The sequence below is a fragment of the Massilia norwichensis genome (genome assembly GCF_024753245.1).
In the GTDB taxonomy this organism is placed as follows: domain Bacteria; phylum Pseudomonadota; class Gammaproteobacteria; order Burkholderiales; family Burkholderiaceae_D; genus Telluria; species Telluria norwichensis.
This window is the reverse complement of record NZ_JANUGX010000003.1, coordinates 129,926-143,796: the sequence shown is the minus strand read 5'-3', so window position 1 is coordinate 143,796 and position 13,871 is coordinate 129,926. Positions and strand designations below refer to the sequence as shown.

Sequence of the window (13,871 nt, the reverse complement as noted above, 5' to 3'; positions counted from 1 at the left end):
TGTATAGTCTACAAACGTTACTACAGCGCTGCGCTTGCGCACCAGTGAGCGGTACTTCCTCTGGTTTGCCGCACTATGCGCAGCCGGGCTCTTATATTGGAAGGTATTACAAGTGTTCCATGCTTACGACAACTGGGAAGACAGCGATCGTTTAGAAGTGATACGCCAGATGTTTCAACAGCCGGGCTTACGCAGATATCGGTTTTTTGAAGTGCCTCTGAATTCGCAAATATTTCATTTAGATATTTCCCCTGTGGGGGGGTATGGTCCGCAGCAGCGCTTCATATTCGATAAGGTTGAGGACATTTTTGATTTCTGTCTTTGCGAGAAAATTTCTGATTTTCGGATTCATGTTCAAACGCGGCGAGATGGTAGAGGAAATTTCCAGTTAAAGCGAATTGTTAAGATTTTGGAAGGGGCCGTAGCCGAAGGCGGGTTTGCGCGAATTTTTGTAGCGGCCGACGGGTCAGTCGAGAAAGATGATTTCCTTGAGGTAAGTGGGGAAGATATCGTTGCTCCGCGCTGTGTTTGGTCGGAGGCAAAGGAATTTGACCCGGGTTTCTAAGGACGTCAGCATTTAAGTTGTGCAAGCGTAAATGTGCATGCTATTAAACTAAAGTTGTGTGGCATGGAGGTCGCTCTAAATGACGGAGACCCGTGGTTTCGCATGGGTACTTATGGTTTTTTTATTGTTCTTAGGCTCGTAAGCTTCGCGGTTTGAGGCGAAGGTAGATGCGGTAGAAAGATCGTTTTACATTTCCGCTCCTATCCCCAGCAGTCGGAGTGTTTGTCAAACGTGAAAATGGGATCGTGCTATGACCGAATATGACGAAAGCGAGTACGCGAAAGTTCCGTCAGATTTTCCTCGTGGCGTCTCGACCGGCGCGGTTCCGGGTACTCAGCTGAAAATCCTTGTAGTGCAGTACAAAGGTACGTTCTACCCTGCGGGGTCTACGCCTCCTGAGGTGTATGAGCGTTGGATAGGCTGTGAAGAGATTGCGCAAGACCTCGCTTCTGAAGCCAAGCGAGATAAGGCCGACAAGTTGACGCGTCGGACCGAATCCGAGATGCTCCAATGGTACTTGGACATATTGAGTAAATCTTGGATGACATTGAGCGAAGCAAAGTGGATTGTTCGGCGCATGGGAGATATCCTAAATTGGTCAGTTCCCATGTCGGCGTCCGTATAGTACCCCGCCTGCCGGTATTCAACTGTTTCGCAATAGCAGTCAGGTTCCAGAGTATGAATGCAAGAAATCGTAAGAAGCGGCGGTATTTTCATCTTAACCGCGCCATCCGTTATAACGTACGAAAAACTTATGTAATTTTCGGCGGGAATCTAAAGATATGGAATGCCATCTCGCCCTATGTTTTTCGCGTGTTTGGAAATGACTATTCAGCCGCTTGGGACTGGTTTACCAAGCCAGCGCTCGCCTTCAACGGAATGCGGCCAGCTGATTTAGTGCAGGCTGGTGAGGTACAGTTGGTAAGAGAGCATTTGTTGAGATTGGAATACTGCGTGTACACTTAGCGTATATGTACTCTCGGCCGTTACCATCAATTTATTGACGACAATCGAGGACGCTTATGCTGGCGTTTTTAATGGATTGGGATAGCGTGAACCAGTCTACGCTCGTCCATTATCGTGAGCGCAGCAGAACACTGACGCTTTGGCCGCAATGTCCCTTGAAGTCCACACGCTCCGGCAGCACGGTAATCGTCGCGGCAAGCCGCTGGCGATAACTGGATTTGAACTTATGGTTTAGTGGGTCTAAACGAAATCAAGGCCGGAGTTTAATATGCTGTAGAGAGTTGTACGCGTTTTCGCTCTCGCAGGCGTAGATTATTTTGTATGGGCCCTATACTCTATCTCGATTATGATGGCGTTCTGCACCCATCTGATGTACGCATTACTAAGGCTGAGCCGTTACGGCCGCGGATATATCAAAATGGGCGGCCGACGGATCGCCTTCTCTTCGAGAATGCACCACTTTTAGCATGTATTTTGGAGGCATTTCCAGAGGTTCGTATATCGCTAGCGACTAGTTGGGTGCGAATACTGGGCTACGAATTTGCTGTGCAGCAGCTGCCACCGGCGCTGCGCGCGCGAGTAGTAGGGACAATCTGGCAGGGTTCGATGCTGCGGTTCCCCCCGCAGCGGAGACATGACGCCATTACCGGCGATGCCGAAGAACGGGGGGGGGGGCGAGCGCTGGCTAGCACTGGACGATGACATCGAGGGTTGGCCCGCGGACCGGCGTCATCTGGTTATAGCCCCAACGGATTCTTGGCAGGGCCCTCCACGTTGGCGTCTCTGCACCACCGTCCCAGCAAATTGGCACCAATGTCAAGGTCCCGTGGAATGAGCGTGTGCGAGATTCAGGCGCATTTGCTGGAACTGTACGGCACTGAGGTGTCGCCGGACCTGATTTCGACTATCACCGACGAGGTGCTCGAAGAGGTCACGCAATGGCAGCAAAGGCCGCTTGAAACGATGTATCCGATCGTGTATTTCGATGCTCTGCGCCTGAAAATCCGGGATGAAGGCAGCGTCAAAAACAAGGCCGTGTATCTGGCCTTGGGCATTCGTGCCGATGGCCGTAAGGAGGTGCTGGGACTGTGGATCGAACAGACCGAAGGCGCCAAGTTCTGGCTGAGGGTTTTTAACGAACTCAAGAACCGTGGCCTGGACGATGTCCTGATCGCCGTCGTCGATGGCCTGCGCGGCTTCCCGGAGCCCATCAAGGCCGTGTATCCACAGGCGCAGATCCAGACGTGCATCGTGCACCTGATCCGCAACTCGACCACGCTAGCGGCCTGGAAGGACCGTAAGGAACTGGCAGCGGTGCTCAAGCCGATTTACCACGCCGCCAACGCCGAGCTGGCCGAAGCGGCGCTGGATGCGTTTGCAGCCGGACCATGGGACACCAAATTCCCGACTGTAGCCGCGATGTGGCGACTTCAATGGTAGCAGGTGATTCCCTTCTTTGCCTACCCGCCGGAAGTGCGCACGATTATCTACACGACCAACGCCATCGAGAGCCTGCATATGCCCCTTCGCAAGATCGTCAAGAACCGCGGTCACTTCCCGAGCGACGAGGCCGCGACCAAATTGTTATTTCTGGCCTTGCGCAACATCGAGAAAAATTGGAAGATGCCGCAGCGCACCTGGAAGCAGGTTGCAAACCAATTCGCCATCATGTTCGGCGAGCGCTTCACGAACGCAATTATCTACGCTACGGGTTCCGGGGCGTTATTAGCTAAAACTCGCGAGCAATTAGAATCAGCACAGCGGCGATGGCGGATCTACCGTCGCGGCTACCCGGATTGTCACTGTGCTGACGAATAGAACCCGAGCTGAAGACCCGTATTCCGCTTATTTAACTGCTGAAACGACGTAGTTCGATCCTTGCTGCGTGAACTCAACGTCCACTTTCTTTCCGACTGCGAGCTTGTCGAGCAAAGACTTGTCCTTGACGCCGAAAGTCATCGTCATTGCCGGCCAGTTCAGGGTCTTTACCTGGTCATGGGCAAGTGTCACCTTGCCGTTGGCCGGATCTACCGATTTCACCACGGCTGACGTCTTGTGTACTGTGCCTTCCTTGGAGGTACCTTGGACTTTGCTGTCGGCAGTGTTCTCCTTCATCATCTCCTTACATCCCTCCATATTCATGCCTTTCATATTGTTCATGTCCATGCCTTTCATATCCTTCATGTCCATGCAACCCTTTTTCATTTCCATGCCCTTCATGTCGCCTGTCTGGCCGAAGGCGGTTCCGGAAATGGTCAGTGCAGAAATAAAGGCCAGTTGGGCAAAACGTTTCATGAGAATTCTCCTCAAGTGAATAAAAGTAAAGTCTTGAGTCCGCGACGGGACGCCAAGTTGTTGTGGCTAAGATTGCCGATACGGGTTCATTAATGATCAGCCTGCTGCTTTGACTTGTTCATCATTTCCATGCACGCCTTTATCATCTGTTCCTTGTCGGTTTGGTTACCCGGCAATTGCAAGGTTTTCTGTTGCTCATCTTGGGTGCGCTGAGCTTGTTCCTGTCGCATGCGCTCCGCCTTGACCTTGCGTCCGTGCTCGATGATTTGCCAATCAGGACCGGCGAACGCCGGCAAAGCGGTAGCGAATGACATCACGCTGAGTAGGGTGACAAGAAATTTTTTCATGATTGACTCCTTCAACGACTGCGAAAACTGAACTCGACCAAACCTGCCTGCAGCAAGTTTTAACCGTCTACGCTCTGGCCTGCTAAACGAGCCGGACCTTGAGACACCGTGCAGAGGTAAGCTCATGTAGTTTCATAGTTGGCCTCCTGGTGGGCGGGTCTTCGCGCGTTCTCTTTTCGTAACTCCCGGCGGCGCATCAACAGGTACACAACCGGAACCACAAACATGGACAGCAATGGCGCGGACAACATGCCGCCGACCATCGGCGCAGCAATACGTTGCATGATTTCCGAGCCGGTGCCGGACGCGATCATGATCGGAACAAGGCCTGCAATGATCACCGCCACAGTCATGGCTTTTGGCCGGACGCGCTGTACCGCCCCTTCCCGAATGGCGTCCAACAAATCGGCCTCGGATGACTTTCCGACAGTGACGTGAGCCTCCCAGGCCTGCTTCAGGTAGAGCAGCATGATCACCCCGAACTCGGCCGCGACGCCGGCAAGGGCAATGAAGCCGACCGCGCTGGCGACAGACAGGTGATGGCCGAGCATCCAGAGCAGCCAGACGCCGCCTGCCAGTGCGAACGGCAGGGTGGCCATGATCAGGATGGCTTCGTCAAAGCGCTTGAATGTCAGATAGAGAAGGACAAAGATCACCAGCAGCGTCGCCGGTACGACAACCTTGAGCTTCGCGCTGGCGCGTTCCAGGTATTCGAACTGACCGGACCACGAAATCGAATAGCCAGGCTGCAGCTTGACCTGCTTGGCGACAGCCTGCTGCATGTCCCGCACCACCGAGCTCATGTCACGCCCGCGGATGTCGACGTACACCCAGCCAGACAGCCGTGCATTTTCGCTCCTGAGCATGGGCGGGCCGTCATTGATGCGGACCGTCGCTACATCTCCCAGGCGAATCTGTGCGCCGCGCGGCGTCAGGACCGGCAACTGGCGGAGGTTCTCGACTGAATCCCTGACTTCGCGTGGATAGCGGACATTGATCGGGAATCGCTGCAGGCCTTCGACGGTCTCGCCGATGTTGTCGCCGCCGATTGCCGCCGACACGACACTCTGCACATCGGCGATATTCAAGCCGTAGCGCGCTGCCTGGTCACGATTGATATTGACGTCAATATAACGTCCACCGTTGAGACGTTCGGCAAGTGCCGATGAAACGCCGGGCACCGTCTTGACGATCCGTTCGATTTCGCCAGCAACGCGGTCGATCTCCTGCAGACTGGTACCGGCCACCTTGACCCCGACCGGACTCTTGATTCCGGTGGCCAGCATGTCGATGCGGTTGCGGATCGGTGGGACCCAGATGTTGGAAAGCCCAGGCACCTTGACCACGCGGTCCAGTTCTTCCACCAGCTTATCCGGTGTCATTCCCGGCCGCCATTGATCCTTTGGCTTGAACTGGATCGTGGTCTCGAACATCTCCAGTGGAGCAGGGTCGGTCGCCGTCTCGGCCCGTCCCGCCTTGCCGAAGACGCTTTGCACTTCCGGTACCGTCTTGATCAGGCGGTCCGTTTGTTGCAACAACTGCGACACCTTGCCAACCGAAAGCCCTGGTAGCGCCGACGGCATGTAAAGAAGGTCGCCTTCGTCGAGAGGCGGCATGAATTCGCCGCCGAGCCGGGTCATCGGCCAGACGGTGATGGCGGCAATCATGGCGGCGACGACCAGGGTCGACTTGGGAAAGCGCAGCACGCCATCCAGTAACGGCCGGTACAGGACGATCAGGAAGCGATTCAGCGGATTCTTCTGTTCGTCGGGAATCCGTCCGCGGATCAGGTAACCCATCAGCACCGGGATCAAGGTCACGGCCAGCCCCGCGGCGGCTGCCATCGAATACGTCTTCGTGAAGGCAAGCGGTGAGAACAGCCGTCCTTCCTGCGCTTCCAACGTAAACACCGGAATGAACGACAGCACAATGATCAACAGCGAAAAGAACAGTGCCGGACCGACTTCGGCGGCGGCGTCCCCAATGACCCGCCAGCGCGCTTCTCCGTCGAGTTTTGCGCCGGGATGCTTGTGATTCCACGCTTCGATATGCTTGTGTGCGTTCTCGATCATGACGACGGCGGCGTCCACCATGGCGCCTACCGCGATCGCAATACCGCCGAGCGACATGATGTTCGCGTTCACCCCCTGGTAATGCATGATGATGAAGGCGGTCAGAATACCGATCGGTAATGTCACGATCGCGACCAGCGCGGAGCGCAGATGGAACAGGAAGATTGCGCACACCACCGCAACAACGATGAACTCCTCCACCAACTTATCCCTGAGGTTGTCGACAGCGCGCTGGATGAGGTTCGAGCGGTCATAGGTCGGAACGATCTCCACGCCCGGAGGCAAACTCGACTTGAGAGACGCCAGTTTGGCTTTCACCGCGTCGATGGTTTCCAGTGCATTCTTCCCTGAGCGCATAACGATCACGCCACCCGCCACTTCGCCTTCGCCGTTCAGCTCGGAGATGCCGCGCCGCATTTCCGGTCCCAGCTGGATTCGCGCGACGTCTCCGAGCAGGACGGGAACACCAGCCTGGGAGGTCATCAGTGGGATCTTGCGAAAATCGTCGAGCGATTGCAGATAACCGCTCGCACGCACCATGTATTCGGCTTCGCCCAGCTCGAGCACGGAGCCACCGGCCTCCTGGTTGGCCTTTTGCACGGCGTCGATGATCACGTTATGCGCGATGTTGTAGGCCCGCAGCTTGTCAGGATCGAGGACGATCTGGTATTGACGAACCATGCCGCCCAGGCTTGCGACTTCCGACACATTGGGTACCGTCTTGAGCTCGTACTTGAGGAACCAGTCCTGGAACGCGCGCAGCTGCGACAGGTCCATCTTGCCGCTACGGTCGACCAGGGCATACTCGTACACCCAGCCAACGCCACTGGCATCCGGCCCGAGCGCTGTCTTTGCCTGTGGCGGCAGGCGCGACTGAACCTGGTTCAAATATTCCAGTACGCGCGAGCGTGCCCAGTAGGGGTCGGTGCCGTCCTCGAACAGGATGTAGACGAAGGAGTCGCCAAAGAAAGAATAGCCGCGCACCGTTTTCGCGCCGGGTACCGACAGCATTGTCGTCGTCAGCGGATAAGTCACCTGATTCTCGACAATTTGTGGCGCCTGGCCGGGATAGGATGTGCGGATGATCACCTGCACGTCGGACAGGTCGGGCAGCGCATCCAGAGGCGTACGTTGCAGCGCATAGATGCCCCAGGCCGTGATGCCGAGTGTCGCAAGCAGGACCAGGAAGCGATTGAGGATCGACCAGCGAATGAGTTTGGCGATCATTTCCTGGAGTCTCCCATTCCGCTCATGCCCTGCATCGACGGGCCGGCAGGGGACATGCTGGTGATCTGGAACGCTCCGTCCTTGGTCTGCTGGAATTCGAAGTTCATCATGTCGCCGACCGCCAGATCTTTCGGTACACCTCCTGCCGGGACCTTGAACCCCATTGTCATCGCCGGCCACTGCATGCTCGGGATCGGATCGTGCGAAAACGTGATTTCATCCTTGTTGATGTTCTCCACCTTGCCATGCGCACGATGTGTCGTTGGCCCTGCGCTTGGCTTGGAGTCTCCCGCCGGCGCAGGACCGCTCAGCCGGTTCGTGGTGCCTCGCAGGCTGGCTTCGGAATCGATCAGGAACTGGCCTGAAACAACAACTTTTTGCCCGACGTCGAGACCTTTGAGGATTTCGGTCTGGCCGTTGCTCTCGCGGCCGATCTGGACATCGACGGGCATGAATTTGCCTTGACCCTGTTCAAGCATCACGACACTGCGCTTACCGGTCTGGATGACTGCTTCCGTCGGCACCGTCAAGGTTTCCGCGCTCGCCGCGGGCGTAAAGTTCACGGTGGCAAACATGCCCGGCACCAGTCGCTGTCCGGGATTGGCCAGCTCGACCCGCGCTTTCAATGTGCGCGTTGCCGCCTCGACTTCAGGCAGGATCGCGCTGACCTTGCCCTTCAATACTGTGCCCGGCAGGGCAGGGGTACGGGCTTCCACCGGTGTGCCTGGGCGCACCTCGGCCGATGCGGCTTCAGGAAGCTCGGCGTTGATCCAGACCGTGCTGAGTCCATTGATCCGGAACATAGGTGCGCCCGATGCGATCGTCATCCCTTCACGGACTGTCAGTTCTCCGATCACGCCATTGATCGGCGAGCTGACGGTCAAACGGGGCTGCACCTTGCCGCTGGACTCGACGCTACGGATCTGCGCATCCGTCATGCCCGCCAGGCGCATACGCTGTCGCGCCCCTTCCGCCAGTCCGTCCGTCCCGGGACCGTTCATTTTCATTGCGGTGAGGTATTCCTCCTGTGCTGCTACCCAGTCGGGTACATACAGTGCGGCCAGCGGCTGGCCTTTCTTTACCGGGTCAAGCGCTGCACGCACGAAAAGCCGCTCGACATAGCCGTTGCTACGCGCCTGTACCACGGCGACGTCACGCTCGTTGTACGCGACGTTGCCAACAGCTTCCACATTGGCGGCAAACCTGGCTTTCGTGACTTCGGCGGTACGAACACCCAAGTTCTGTTCAACGCGAGGACTGATGCTGATCTTGCCTTCGTCGCCAGCCTCATCCGCATACACGGGCACCAGTTCCATGTCCATGAACGGTGACTTGCCCGGCTTGTCGAATTTCTGGCCCGGGACCATCGGGTCGTGCCAGTAAAGCACCTTGCGTCCATTGGCTTGATTCACACCTGCCCCTTGGGCGGAGGACGCCGTTTGTGGAACGGTTGACATCCCCATCCCTTGATTCATGCCGAGCTTGTACACGCCATACCCACCAGCGCCCAATGCAGCAGCCACGAGCAGAGCAATTGTTATTTTTTTAGTATCCATATAAAAATCCTTGTTCGCCCGGCTTTTCAGTGGCCGGGACCGCCGTTTTGCGGAAAGAGAAAATTCAATTGCGCCCACAAGCGGTCGGTTTCCTGCTCGAGTTGTAATGCCTGCAGGCGCACTTCGATTTCACTGCGACGAGCGGCGATGACGTCCGCCAGCGTGGCTTTTCCGCCCCGGTAGGCGGCAACGATCGCGGTTGTTCTGGAGTTGGCCAGAGGGGTCAGTTCTTTCTCATACCGGGTTTGTCGCTGCCTGTCCGTATGCCACTCGTTCAACATGGCACGCACTTCGGCGACATGGGCACGCAACATATCTTCGCGCTCGGCCCTCGCCCGTTCGACCTGAGCCAGCTTGGAAGACAGTTCGCGATCCTGGCGGTTTTTCTGGTCCCACTGCAGGGGCACCGAAAGGCCGATTGACACCATGTCCGAATACCCTGGGCCGCGTTGTTGCACTGCGACCTCGACGCTCCAGTCCGCTTTCTTGTTGGCTCTTGCAAGTTGCGCTTCTGCGACTGCGATGTCTTCCTGCCTGGCCAGCACGGCAAGTTCTGGGTGGTGGTTAAGCTGGGTGTCGAGTGTGGCCTCGTTGAGGCGGATGGTATCGACCGCCGGTTTGGCGCCCAACGGCTGCTGCGCCGCGTCACCGATCCACCGAGCCAGTGCGATTTTAGCGTTGCCGATGCGGCGGTCGATATCGCTAGCCTTGTCCTCCAGGGCCGCAAGTGCGCTGCGCGAACTGAAGATGTCGGCCTGGTTGCCGCGGCCGGCCCGATACGCGGACTCGGCCGCCTGGATTTCCAGCTTCGCCTGATCTATCTGTTCGGCTACTGCGGCCGACATGGCTTCGGCGTAGTAACGGTCCAGCCAGGCCAAAGCGGTCTCGCGTTCGATTGTCGCGGCCGTGGCCGCTTTCTCCGCAATCGACTTTTCCGCTTCGCGTTCAAACCGTTCGGCACGCAGGCGACGTTTGTCGGAACGCGTCAGCTCTTGCATGACACCGACCCGTCGCATCGTCATGAAGTCACGCGTCAAGCTGAAGCGATCTTGTCCATTGATCGGCAGGTTATCGATACCGACCTTCAGGACTGGATCTGGGAGCTGACCGGCAGCGACCGACATCTCCCGTGAGGACTGGACAGCGTAGTCTTTTGCCGCCAGCATTCGCGATCGCTCGATGGCCCGCTGCTGGGCTTCAGCCAGCGTCAATGGCGTTTCAGCGGCAAACGTAGGATTGCCAAGGACAAGCGAGACAGCAAATACAAGAAGAAGGACAGCCCGGGAAGACCGAACAGCCGAACAAGGCGTCATTTGCGACGCCATGATATGTGGGGAAAACATCAAACCTCCAGAATGCATTGAGTAACACCGCCCGCGCAAAAGCGCAGCGATGAGGAATCATGCAAACTGAAGGATCAAATGCGGAAACAGCAGTTGCGAATGGCTATGGGCGGTGCCGTCGCATAGGTGAGGAAGGCGGGAGCAGGCCAGCCGAGAGGCCGCTGGTACGTCAATGTGTTCAGGCTTATCGGAAGCCCGTACCCTACCGCCACGAAAGGCGCCAACGGTGGCGTCGCCGGCTTGTCGAGCGATTGCTTGTCTGTCTGGTGGGACGCATGGCACAGGCTGGGCTGTTCCATATCCATGTCCTGGCATGCGACCATGTCGGCTGGCTTCGCATGCACGGACGAGGTCAACTGATCGTCATTTCCCAAGTTCAGAGCTGGGCACGCATAGGCCGACACAGCGAGCTGCATGAACAATATGCTAAACAGCAGTATTGTTGCGGCAATCAGTCGGGATGTGCGAGGAAGTCTCATGGTCAGGATGTAGTCTAGGACCGCCACATTTTGTTGTCAATTATACCGACCTTAAATGGCGAGTATTTAACTCTTTCGGTTCGGGTAACGCGTCTATTCAGGCTCGTCTCAGAGCGTGTAGACGAATTGAGTGGCGTAGGTGTGGCCCAAGCGCAGACAATCTACAAGTTCTTTTTCTGAATCGTGATTGCTCCGGCCCTGATTACCTTCGCTGTCCCTTATGGCCTGCCGCTTCTTGGAAATACGAGTTAAGCGGTCTCTTTGGGCACTGGCAATTATCATATGTCTACGCGGTGAAATCACCACAGATAGAGCTTGACCTTCCTATCATGGGAAGGTCTACATTGTAATCGGAGCAATCAGACAGGAGGAAAGCAATGTACACGCTTAAGGTAGAAAAGATGTCCTGCGGCGGCTGCGCCAGCCGGGTTACCCGGACCGTGCAGACCTTGGATCCGGATGCAAAAGTCGAGGTGCTGTTGAAAGACAAGCTCGTCCGTGTGGAAAGCGCGAGAGCACCGGATGCAGTCGCCGCCGCGATTACCGCTGCCGGCTATCCGGCTACTCAGGTAGCGGCTGACTGAGCCGGATGTACCCAATGTGAACTTGCAATAACGAGTCCAGGAAAGGTTCCGATATGAACGACCAGCCGCATCACGATCACGACGGCCACGAACATCATCATGAGCATGGCCCTGGGCACGGAGTGCGCCATGAGAGCGGAACTGGGGATAAGCCATTCACTGACCCGGTCTGCGGAATGAAAGTCGGCGCCGACCCCGCCAGGGAAATTCGGCACGAGGGGCAAACTTATCATTTCTGCAGCGCCAGGTGCATGGACAAGTTCCGGGTGTCGCCCCAGCAGTATATAGGCCTCGCTGCCAATGAACCGGCGCCCGCCGCGCCGGAAGGCACGATCTATACCTGCCCGATGCATCCTGAAATCCAGCAGCCGCAGCCTGGCAACTGCCCGATTTGCGGCATGACGCTCGAGCCCATGCTCCCGTCCTTGGAAGAGGAAGAAAATCCGGAACTAGTGGACTTCAAGCGCCGTTTCTGGTGGACCCTGCCGCTGACGGTCATTGTGACCGTCCTTGCGATGGCGGGGCACCGGTTCTTCACAGGAGGCTTGCCCGGGCAAAGCTGGATCGAACTCGTGCTGAGCACACCGGTCGTGCTGTGGGCCGGATGGCCGTTCTTTACACGCGGGGTGCAGTCCATCAGCAATCGCAGCCCCAACATGTGGACGCTGATTGGGCTCGGCGTCGCAGCAGCGTACTGCTACAGCGTAGTCGCAACCGTCGCGCCCGGACTATTTCCGCAAACCTTTGCCATGCATGGACGCATCGGTGTGTACTATGAGGCGGCCGCGGCCATCATTTCGCTGACTCTACTGGGACAGATCCTGGAGCTGCGCGCACGCTCGCAGACCTCGGCAGCAATCAAATCCCTGCTGGGCCTGGCGCCGAAAACGGCGCGCCGCATCAACGCCGATGGCACGGAAGAAGACATTCCTTTGACTCATGTACACGTCGGCGATGCGCTCCGTGTGCGGCCAGGCGAAAAGGTGCCGGTCGACGGCACTGTCCTGGAGGGCGAAAGCGCGGTCGACGAGTCCATGCTGACCGGCGAGCCTGTGCCCGTAACCAAGCGCCCGGGCGACAAGGTAATCGGTGCAACCATCAATGCCAGCGGCAGTCTGGTCGTGCGCTCGGAAAAAGTGGGCTCGGAGACCATGCTGTCGCAAATCGTCCAGATGGTCGCCCAGGCACAGCGTTCGCGCGCGCCCATGCAGAGCCTGGCCGACGTGGTGGCCGGCTACTTCGTGACGATTGTCGTGACCATAGCCTTGCTGACGCTGCTCGGGTGGGGGCTTTTCGGTCCGGAGCCGAGCTGGGTGTACGGCTTCGTAAATGCCGTCTCGGTGCTGATTATTGCCTGCCCGTGCGCGCTCGGGCTGGCGACGCCAATGTCCATCATGGCCGCTACCGGCCGCGGCGCCACGCAGGGCATCCTGTTCCGCGATGCGGCGGCCATCGAGAGCATGCGCAAGATCGATACCCTCATCGTCGATAAGACGGGGACACTCACCGAAGGCAAGCCGGCGTTCCATTCGGCCGCTGCGATCCCGGGCGGGGACGAACAGGAGGTGTTGCGGATCGCTGCCAGCATCGACCAGGGCAGCGAACACCCGCTGGCCCATGCGATTGTGGCCGAGGCGCTAAGCCGCGGGCTGGGCCTGGCCAAGCCGGAGTCCTTCGAATCGTCCAGCGGCATCGGCGTGCGTGGAGTTGTCGAGGGCAAGCGCATTGCCCTCGGAAATACCGCGCTTATGGACATCGAAAAGGTCGACTGGAAGCCACTCACGGCCCAGGCGGAAAGCTGGCGCCAGGAAGGTGCAAGCGTCATGTACCTGGCGGCCGATCGGCAGCTCCTAGGGCTGGTGGCGGTATCCGACCCGGTCAAGCAGACCACGCCGGAAGCGCTGGCAACGCTCAAGGAGGCTGGCATCACGGTCGTCATGGCGACCGGCGACGGTGTCACGACCGCCAGGTCGGTTGCGGCCAAGCTTGGCATCCCGGAAGTCTACGGCGAGGTCAAGCCGCAGGACAAGCTGGCACTGGTGGAAAGGCTGCAGGCGCAGGGGAAAACGGTTGCGATGGCAGGGGATGGCATCAACGACTCCCCCGCACTGGCCAAGGCCAATGTCGGTATCGCGATGGGTACCGGAACGGATGTCGCCATCAACTCGGCCCACGTCACCTTGGTCAAGGGCGACCTGCGCGGTATCGCGCGGGCGCGCCTGCTGTCGCTGGAGACCGTGCGCAACATGCGGCAGAATCTGGCCTTCGCTTTTTTCTACAACGCGCTCGGGATTCCTTTGGCAGCAGGCGTGCTTTATCCGTTCACCGGCCGCCTGCTGTCACCGATGATCGCGGCGTTGGCGATGAGTCTGAGCTCGGTATCCGTGATCACCAACGCGCTGCGCCTGCGGGGCACGGCGAAGTAACTGCAGGCGCC

11 protein-coding genes and 1 pseudogene are annotated in these 13,871 nt (G+C 57.8%); 6 read left to right on the top strand and 6 right to left on the bottom strand.

What is annotated here, in order from left to right:
* Nucleotides 1-112 precede the first annotated feature (112 nt).
* The 4 genes and pseudogenes from NX782_RS03925 to NX782_RS03920 form a co-directional block, all read left to right on the top strand.
* Nucleotides 113-565, top strand: coding sequence for a hypothetical protein (locus tag NX782_RS03925; protein ID WP_258844111.1), 453 nt, complete (start codon nt 113-115; stop codon nt 563-565).
* 678 nt (nt 566-1,243) lie between these two features.
* Nucleotides 1,244-1,531, top strand: coding sequence for an antitoxin Xre/MbcA/ParS toxin-binding domain-containing protein (locus tag NX782_RS26495; protein ID WP_083685616.1), 288 nt, complete (start codon nt 1,244-1,246; stop codon nt 1,529-1,531).
* Between the two features lie 321 nt (nt 1,532-1,852).
* The gene (locus NX782_RS26490) at nt 1,853-2,233 is read left to right on the top strand and encodes an HAD domain-containing protein (RefSeq protein ID WP_370661757.1); all 381 of its coding nucleotides are present in this window, start codon (nt 1,853-1,855) and stop codon (nt 2,231-2,233) included.
* A 120-nt stretch (nt 2,234-2,353) separates the two neighbouring features.
* A pseudogene (locus tag NX782_RS03920) lies at nt 2,354-3,226 on the top strand (IS256 family transposase); the annotation flags it as partial.
* A 150-nt stretch (nt 3,227-3,376) separates the two neighbouring features.
* Here NX782_RS03920 and NX782_RS03915 read toward each other — a convergent pair.
* The 6 genes from NX782_RS03915 to NX782_RS03890 all read right to left on the bottom strand — a co-directional run bounded on the left by NX782_RS03915 (nt 3,377) and on the right by NX782_RS03890 (nt 10,787).
* Nucleotides 3,377-3,826, bottom strand: coding sequence for a copper-binding protein (locus NX782_RS03915; protein WP_075796133.1), 450 nt, complete (start codon nt 3,824-3,826; stop codon nt 3,377-3,379).
* Nucleotides 3,827-3,915: 89 nt separating this feature from the next.
* Nucleotides 3,916-4,173, bottom strand: a complete 258-nt coding sequence (locus NX782_RS03910) for a hypothetical protein (RefSeq protein ID WP_075796134.1) — start codon at nt 4,171-4,173, stop codon at nt 3,916-3,918.
* Nucleotides 4,174-4,295: 122 nt separating this feature from the next.
* Nucleotides 4,296-7,472 carry an efflux RND transporter permease subunit gene (locus NX782_RS03905; RefSeq protein ID WP_075796135.1) on the bottom strand — a complete coding sequence of 1,059 codons (3,177 nt, stop codon included), beginning with the start codon at nt 7,470-7,472 and terminating at the stop codon, nt 4,296-4,298.
* Nucleotides 7,469-9,028, bottom strand: coding sequence for an efflux RND transporter periplasmic adaptor subunit (locus NX782_RS03900; protein ID WP_258844110.1), 1,560 nt, complete (start codon nt 9,026-9,028; stop codon nt 7,469-7,471). The genes NX782_RS03905 and NX782_RS03900 overlap by 4 nt, the downstream gene beginning before the upstream one ends.
* 26 nt (nt 9,029-9,054) lie before the next feature.
* Nucleotides 9,055-10,371 carry a TolC family protein gene (locus tag NX782_RS03895; protein ID WP_258844109.1) on the bottom strand — a complete coding sequence of 439 codons (1,317 nt, stop codon included), beginning with the start codon at nt 10,369-10,371 and terminating at the stop codon, nt 9,055-9,057.
* A gap of 74 nt (nt 10,372-10,445) precedes the next feature.
* Complete coding sequence (locus NX782_RS03890; RefSeq protein ID WP_156895811.1) at nt 10,446-10,787, bottom strand: hypothetical protein; 342 nt, start codon at nt 10,785-10,787, stop codon at nt 10,446-10,448.
* A 440-nt stretch (nt 10,788-11,227) separates the two neighbouring features.
* Here NX782_RS03890 and NX782_RS03885 point away from each other — a divergent pair, with 440 nt between their 5' ends.
* Together NX782_RS03885 and NX782_RS03880 are read left to right on the top strand one after the other, a co-directional pair.
* Nucleotides 11,228-11,434, top strand: a complete 207-nt coding sequence (locus NX782_RS03885; protein ID WP_075796137.1) for a heavy-metal-associated domain-containing protein — start codon at nt 11,228-11,230, stop codon at nt 11,432-11,434.
* A 53-nt stretch (nt 11,435-11,487) separates the two neighbouring features.
* Nucleotides 11,488-13,860, top strand: coding sequence for a heavy metal translocating P-type ATPase (locus NX782_RS03880; RefSeq protein WP_075796138.1), 2,373 nt, complete (start codon nt 11,488-11,490; stop codon nt 13,858-13,860).
* The last annotated feature ends 11 nt before the right edge of the window (nt 13,861-13,871 follow it).

Coding starts and splice junctions, on each gene's coding strand:
- NX782_RS03900 (WP_258844110.1), bottom strand. CDS start 9,028: ATGGATACTAAAAAAATAACAATTGCTCTGCTCGTGGCTGCTGCATTG.
- NX782_RS03915 (WP_075796133.1), bottom strand. CDS start 3,826: ATGAAACGTTTTGCCCAACTGGCCTTTATTTCTGCACTGACCATTTCC.
- NX782_RS03880 (WP_075796138.1), top strand. CDS start 11,488: ATGAACGACCAGCCGCATCACGATCACGACGGCCACGAACATCATCAT.
- NX782_RS03905 (WP_075796135.1), bottom strand. CDS start 7,472: ATGATCGCCAAACTCATTCGCTGGTCGATCCTCAATCGCTTCCTGGTC.
- NX782_RS26490 (WP_370661757.1), top strand. CDS start 1,853: ATGGGCCCTATACTCTATCTCGATTATGATGGCGTTCTGCACCCATCT.
- NX782_RS03890 (WP_156895811.1), bottom strand. CDS start 10,787: ATGCAGCTCGCTGTGTCGGCCTATGCGTGCCCAGCTCTGAACTTGGGA.
- NX782_RS03885 (WP_075796137.1), top strand. CDS start 11,228: ATGTACACGCTTAAGGTAGAAAAGATGTCCTGCGGCGGCTGCGCCAGC.
- NX782_RS26495 (WP_083685616.1), top strand. CDS start 1,244: ATGAATGCAAGAAATCGTAAGAAGCGGCGGTATTTTCATCTTAACCGC.
- NX782_RS03895 (WP_258844109.1), bottom strand. CDS start 10,371: ATGTTTTCCCCACATATCATGGCGTCGCAAATGACGCCTTGTTCGGCT.
- NX782_RS03910 (WP_075796134.1), bottom strand. CDS start 4,173: ATGAAAAAATTTCTTGTCACCCTACTCAGCGTGATGTCATTCGCTACC.